Raw genomic sequence first — 6,670 nt, 5'->3', positions numbered from 1 at the left:
TTTCAGAACTAAAGCATTTCGTTTTTGACTGAATAGTATTGGGCAGCCAAAGTGTGTTTCAAATGAATCAGCATGACTCGGCTTGGGGTATTCGATCTCGATGTGGTGGCAATGGACTTTGTCTTCGGTGTGTTGTTTACAAAAGCGCCACCAAGTGCTCAGCATGGCATCGACGACAAAAAGATTATATCTATTGTATGGGCTGATTGAGTAAAAGTGGCACACAGCTCTTCCGTCTTCTATGTAGAATCTAGATTTTCCGCGGGAATTTTGACTGCTCAGTGTTTCCATGTTGATGAGTAATCGAAGAGCCGACTCAAGATCTGGTGCGCATTGCGCTGCAAGTGCGGCCAGGCCTGTAGTGCCATTGTGCGTTTTCGAACCGAATACCAAGCCCAGATCTGGTCTCCCAGTCATGAGAATCGCCTGATGACCCAAGCGCATATACTTAGGAATGCTTATCCTTGTATCGGGAGTAGTTAGAAACTCATCGTTAAAGGAGAAGCTTTCACTGAGGTTTTGCGTTTCGAATCCCATGTCAGTCAATGTGTCGAATATGACTTTTGCAAAATTGATCGATATGTCACCGAGGGAGAGTCTTTGTATTTGTTTCATAGGCTGAAAAAGTAAAATTGTATATCAGGGTAACAAAAATGTTTATGAAAGGTATTGTTGTTCAGTGCTTTGAGGGCTACTTTAATGCCTCGTTTTTATACAGCATGTAACGATATCATCACTCGTTGCTGAACTTATTGGAGATACGTATGACTCAAGAAGCACAGTCACAAGCTTATCCGCATTTGCTTGAACCCTTAGACTTAGGATTTACCCAGTTGAAAAATAGAGTTTTGATGGGGTCGATGCACACGGGTCTTGAAGAATCTCCAAATGGTTTTGAAAAGATGGCCAAGTTCTATGCAGAGCGTGCTGAAGGTGGTGTTGGAATTATCGTTACCGGTGGTATTGCGCCAAATGTAGAAGGTGCAGTTGGTCCTGGTGCGGGAAAAATGAGCACCGAAGAAGAAGCGTATGAACATCAGATAGTGACTAAGGCGGTCCATGAGGCCGGTGGCAAAATTTGTATGCAGATACTGCATGCTGGCCGTTATGCTTATCATCCAAAATTAGTCGCCCCTTCTGCGATTCAAGCTCCGATCAATCCGTTCGTTCCCAAAGAGCTGGACGAGGATGGTATTGAAGAACAGATCGAGGCTTTTGCTAACAGCGCGGCGATGGCCAAAATTGCAGGCTATGATGGTGTTGAGGTGATGGGATCTGAGGGTTATTTCATCAACCAGTTTATTGTTTCTCATACGAACAAACGCACAGATCAGTGGGGGGGGGCATATGAAAATCGCATTCGTCTTCCTATTGAAATTGTCCGTCGAGTGCGTGAACGAGTCGGGCCAGAATTTATCATCATTTATCGACTATCGATGCTTGATTTGATTGAAGATGGGAGCACGTGGGAAGAAGTCGTTCAACTTGCAAAGGAAGTTGAGAAAGCGGGCGCAACGATTATCAATACGGGCATCGGCTGGCATGAAGCTCGTGTACCAACGATCGCTACGATGGTGCCGCGGGCGGCGTTTACTAAGGTTACTGCGAAACTCAAAGGCTCTATTGGAATACCATTAATCACGACTAATCGAATTAATACGCCGGAAGTCGCTGAAGATGTATTGGCAAATGGGCATGCAGATATGGTCTCTATGGCCCGTCCCTTCCTCGCAGATTCCGATTTTGTAAACAAGGCAGCGAATGATAAGGCGCACGAGATCAATACTTGTATCGGCTGCAATCAGGCGTGTTTGGATCATACTTTTTCAATGAAACTAACGTCGTGCTTGGTGAATCCTCGTGCATGTCATGAGACAGAGTTGAACTACATTAAAACTGCAACGCCGAAGAAAATTGCGGTGGTTGGGGCGGGTCCGGCAGGCTTGGCGGCATCAACTGTCGCGGCAGAGCGAGGACATGATGTCACGTTGTTTGATTCTGCAAGTGAAATTGGTGGTCAGTTCAATATTGCGAAACAAATTCCTGGTAAGGAAGAGTTCTATGAGACGCTTCGTTACTTCGGCGAGATGATCAAAAAACATGGCGTGAAGTTGCAGCTGAATATGCGTGTAGATGTCGATGCGCTTGAGAGCGAAGGTTTTGATGAGGTTATTCTAGCAACGGGGATTAAGCCGCGTACGCCTGCGATTCCAGGAGTGGAGAGTGAGAAAGTTATTTCGTACCTAGATGCGATTAAAGGCACCAAACCGGTCGGTAAAAAAGTAGCGGTAATCGGTGCAGGTGGTATTGGTTTTGATGTGTCAGAGTTTATTACTCATAAAGGTGAATCTCCGAGCTTGAATATTCCCGCATTTATGGCTGAGTGGGGCGTTGATCTTAATATGGAGCATCAGGGTGGTATTAAAGGTGTAGAGCCGGTGCACCCTGAAGTGGAGCGAGAGGTGTACTTGCTTCAGCGTAAGACTTCTAAAGTAGGCAAGAATCTTGGTAAGACAACAGGGTGGATTCATCGCACGTCTCTTAAGAATCGCAACGTCAAGATGATTAATGGCGTTAGTTACGAGAAGATCGATGATGAAGGACTACACGTTTTGGTGGGCACGGAACCGAAGCTTCTAGATGTTGATACCATTATTATTTGTGCCGGACAGGATCCTTTGCGTGAGCTTCAGGAAGGACTTGAGTCGAAAGGCTTAAATGTTCACTTGATTGGTGGTGCAGATGTGGCTGCTGAGCTAGATGCGAAACGAGCAATTAACCAAGGTTCAAGGCTAGCTGCTGAACTTTAATTTCTCTTCTAATCATTAAGGGCTCATTTATGAGCCCTTTTTTGTGTCTTGCGTATCGTGTCGCAATGTCTTGAATTGTGATTCAGGTCTGCGGTAAAAATGAAATTAAACCGTGTGCTTCTCAAAGCATCATCTAAACTTTCTGATAGATCAGCGAATTTGTTTTTGAGGGATATNGGGCAGTCAACGAACGAAGCCGTGTTCTTTATGAAAGACCACGCGGTTTCTCGCCAAATGTTATTTTCAGAATTTGAGGCCTTACTCGACGGTTTGAGCTCTATTCCTGAATATGTGGATGAGGATGCTTATGCGGTTTATTCCGTCATTGGGCCATATGGCGATATTGAAGCGGCTGTATTTTTTAAGATCTATTTCGATGAAGAGAGTCACGCTGATACTTCCTGGAATCTTCCGGTCGAAAAACTAGCAGCTGTCAGTGGAAGTGGTCCTGATCTTGGTGGCGGGCCTATACGCTTGGCCTGTCGATCACAGTGTTCTATTAACTGGCACCAGGATGACCTATGGGATCCTGATATGAACCCCGGAGCAAACGATCTTTTGGCTCTGCGTCGTGCGGTGAGCGCTAACCGATTACGCTTTCGTTTTGCTGATAAGCCGGAAGGCGAGCCGGTGGGTATTCCGACGCTTGCCAAGGATGATGTGCCGGTCGTAGGCGGAGCAAAAGCTCCGAACGTTGTTGCCGATATTGACGCGGATGCGGATAAACGGATCAAGCTAGCTCGTCTACTGAAAGAACAGCGCCTCCGAATCCGTACGCTGGAAATGCACAAAGAGCGCGCGGGTCAAGAGTTGGATCGTGAGCAGCGTATAGTGATTCACGCATACAAGAATGAGATTCAAGCGCTCAAACAAAGTATCGAGAAATTCAAACTTACCAATGAGAAGTTGCAAGAGCGTTTGAGTTCTCGGAACGAGCAATATATTGACCTGCAAGATAAAGTGAGCAATCAATCACGTGTTGTAGATGAGCTGAAAGAAAGGCTTAAGCATGCTAGCTCTGCTGAACGTGAGGGTCTCGAAAAGCAAAAGCTTGAAGCAGAGATAGTGCTTCTGCGAGAACAGCTTGATCGTCGAGATCTTGATCTCGCATACCGAGATGAGAGAGAAGACCAGTTGAGAGCAGAACTTGAGGAGCTAAAAGAAACCATGAGTTCTGGTCCTAGCTCAAATGATCTGGTTGAGACGCTCAAGGAAATGGAAGTAGTGTATGTCGCTTACCACGCGGGCGTTGGTCATATCTCGATGACTTCAAACGATATTCTTCGTTATGCAGAGAATCCTATGGCGTTTGTTGCGGAAAAAGCGCGTGTAAGTGAAAAGACATATCGAGCGTGGTTGGAGCATTTTGATGATCCAATTTGTCATGAGGTGGATTCAAGTGGTGATCGTTGCCACAATCGAGTCGCTAAGTGTGAAACCCCTTCTGATTTCGAGTTAGGTATTAGTGACCGCTGCGATTTGCATCGATTGGATATCTAAACGTGCAGCAGGCTTTAGGAAAAGTTGAGCTACGAGACTTGTTTGAGGCGTTTAGCCGTCGTCCGGATGTGTCGCATTATCAACTTTCCGGTTTGATTGCGCGTTTCTTTGAAACGAGTCGTTTTCGGAACCTAGAGCTTGATGTCCTGCGGTTAGATAAAATCCATCCATTTATTTCAGGAAATAAATGGTTCAAGCTGAAACATCATCTCCTCGCTGCTTATGCCTCGGAGCACAATCATGTTTTGAGTTTCGGGGGCGCTTACTCGAACCATTTACACGCTTTAGCCTATGCTGGGCATCATTACGGTTTCAGTACAACGGGCATTATAAGAGGTGAGAAACCGTCTCGGAGTAAGCTTTCACCAACGCTCATTGAGTGCGAATCATGGGGCATGTGCCTGAGGTGGATGAATAGGCAAGACTATCGACGTTATGCAACAGCTGAGCATAAGAGTCTTGTTCAATCGAGCTATCCCGATACGTACATTATTCCAGAAGGAGGAGAGGGACTTGCCGGTTTGCAGGGAATAAGAGAACTAATGGAGCGTTTTTTCGACGAGCTCGATGAGGGCTACGATATTATCTTAACTCCGGTAGGTTCTGGTACTACTCAGGCTGGCATTATCGCCGCTGCGCCACAGAGGCAGCGCGTTATAGGGGTGTCCGCTTTAAAGGGTGCGAGCGATCTGGAGCAGAGGGTTTCGCAGTATCTTCCCCGATTTGATACGCAGGATATTGAAATCTGGCATGATTACCATCACGGCGGCTTTGCTAAAATGACGCCGCTCTTGCGACGGTTTATCTCTGAGTTCCATCAGAATTATGGGTTGTTATTGGATCCAATATACACCGGAAAGGCTTTGTACGCTCTAGCGCATAAATTTGCACATCACAAGCTTGGTGACAATGTTCGAGCTCTTATGGTTCACACTGGCGGGCTTCAAGGGTGGAGAGGCTTCTCTGATGGTATCGTTAGTGAGTCATAACGATATTTCTGCCAGTCATCGGGTACGATAAACAAGGCTGTTTCGTCATTCAGTAGGCCAGTGCCGAGTTTTCTTTGTGTTTTAAGCATCACCCCCCTGCGCTCGTTGCCAACGACCTGCTCAAGTTTGGCGAGAATCTCATCGTATCTCAAACTCGAACCCTTGCGCGTCATCAAGCTAAGCCATTGTTGTTTCTCTAGTAGCCAAAATTGCGCATTTTCTGGTTTTGTTGCGGCATAATCTCTTAGCTCGGAAAGTGTCATCCAAACGTCTTTCTGGCTGTGTTGGGTTAGCTTGTCCAGATCTTGGCATTGCTTTCTTAACTGCTGGTTCCAAGGTAGAAAAAGTCGGCCTCGCAGAATACATTGAGTTGTCACCTTGGTGATGTGTCTTCTTTCGAGTTCAGCTTTCGCATGCTCTAGATCTGAAAGGCGTAATTGCTTGTTTTTTAGATGCGCCGCTTTCAAGTCGAGTCGATCAATGTTGTTTGGGCCGAACCATAGGCAGCTTTTGTGATCGGGAGCGGGGAGCCCTAGGTAAAATTTAGCCGCGATTTCCTGATGTATTATTTTGCCTGTGATGTTGTCACCAACAATAAAATCGAATTCGCCTAGTGTTTTTCCATCACCATGGATTTGAAGGTTGTGCGCAAGAAGTTGGTAGCGCGAACTGGTTTCGATGTAGTGTCGCCATAGTTGCTCGACATAGCTGCCGAGGAAATGGCTTGGGCTTTGTTCTAAGCGGTCTGAGAGCTGATCTGAGTAGCTAGCTGAGTCCAAATCAATCTCATCGCTAATGATGTGCGTATGGCTACCGAGCGATTCGGCTTTGATGAGGTCCGCCTGAGACAGGAACCAGCTTAGGTTGCGAAGAGCCAGTGCTTGCTTGAAGGAGTGTTCGGCAGACTTGTATTGCAGCTTTGAAACCATCTGATCTTGGCTTTTCTGGTATTATGTCAGACAAGTTTAAAGGCTTGATCTCAATAAGCATACTCAAGCCTCATTTTTTTGTTTTAGCGCAAATGCGGATTTAGACCTAAAGAGGAAATATGGATAACTTTCGAAACATTGGCCTGATCGGTCGTTTGGGTAGTGCAACGGTCGTAGAGACGCTCCGACGATTGAAGCGCCATCTGATTTCAGAAGGTTATCACTTGATTCTGGAAGAGCAGATCGCCGAGCTGATGCCTGGACACAGTTTGCAGGTTTCAAGTGTCAAAATGATGGGTGAGGTGTGTGATCTTGTGATTGTGGTTGGTGGCGATGGAAGCCTGTTGGGCGCCGCCCGTGAGCTTGCTAAGTCGAACGTTCCTCTATTGGGAGTGAATCGCGGGCGATTAGGCTTTTTGACAGATATTTCGCCAGAAGAAAT

Annotated in this window: 6 protein-coding genes; 4 read left to right on the top strand and 2 right to left on the bottom strand. The window is 46.3% G+C overall.

The features are described from left to right. Window positions 1-537: AraC family transcriptional regulator (locus A3751_RS05030; protein ID WP_231876840.1), on the bottom strand; the 537-nt coding region annotated here is incomplete at its 3' end. A 227-nt stretch (window positions 538-764) separates the two neighbouring features. On the opposite strand from A3751_RS05030, the gene A3751_RS05025 reads away from it, so the two are divergent. The 3 genes from A3751_RS05025 to A3751_RS05015 all read left to right on the top strand — a co-directional run bounded on the left by A3751_RS05025 (window position 765) and on the right by A3751_RS05015 (window position 5,299). Continuing rightward, entirely contained in the window at window positions 765-2,810 is a 2,046-nt protein-coding gene (locus tag A3751_RS05025; RefSeq protein WP_068452935.1) for an NADPH-dependent 2,4-dienoyl-CoA reductase, read from the top strand. Between the two features lie 207 nt (window positions 2,811-3,017). After that, window positions 3,018-4,310: a hypothetical protein gene (locus A3751_RS05020; RefSeq protein WP_068452941.1), complete on the top strand. Its 1,293-nt coding sequence runs from the start codon at window positions 3,018-3,020 to the stop codon at window positions 4,308-4,310. A 2-nt stretch (window positions 4,311-4,312) separates the two neighbouring features. After that, window positions 4,313-5,299, top strand: a complete 987-nt coding sequence (locus A3751_RS05015; RefSeq protein ID WP_197466184.1) for a 1-aminocyclopropane-1-carboxylate deaminase/D-cysteine desulfhydrase — start codon at window positions 4,313-4,315, stop codon at window positions 5,297-5,299. Here A3751_RS05015 and A3751_RS05010 read toward each other — a convergent pair. Beyond that, the gene (locus A3751_RS05010; RefSeq protein WP_068452932.1) at window positions 5,254-6,228 is read right to left on the bottom strand and encodes a DUF1853 family protein; all 975 of its coding nucleotides are present in this window, start codon (window positions 6,226-6,228) and stop codon (window positions 5,254-5,256) included. The genes A3751_RS05015 and A3751_RS05010 overlap by 46 nt on opposite strands. A gap of 119 nt (window positions 6,229-6,347) precedes the next feature. On the opposite strand from A3751_RS05010, the gene A3751_RS05005 reads away from it, so the two are divergent. Beyond that, window positions 6,348-6,670 (top strand): NAD(+)/NADH kinase (locus tag A3751_RS05005; RefSeq protein ID WP_197466183.1); only part of this gene is annotated, 323 nt, incomplete at its 3' end.

Source organism: Oleiphilus sp. HI0080, from assembly GCF_001635135.1.
The sequence above is the reverse complement of the archived record's forward strand: the minus strand, read 5'-3'. Positions and strand labels throughout refer to the sequence as shown.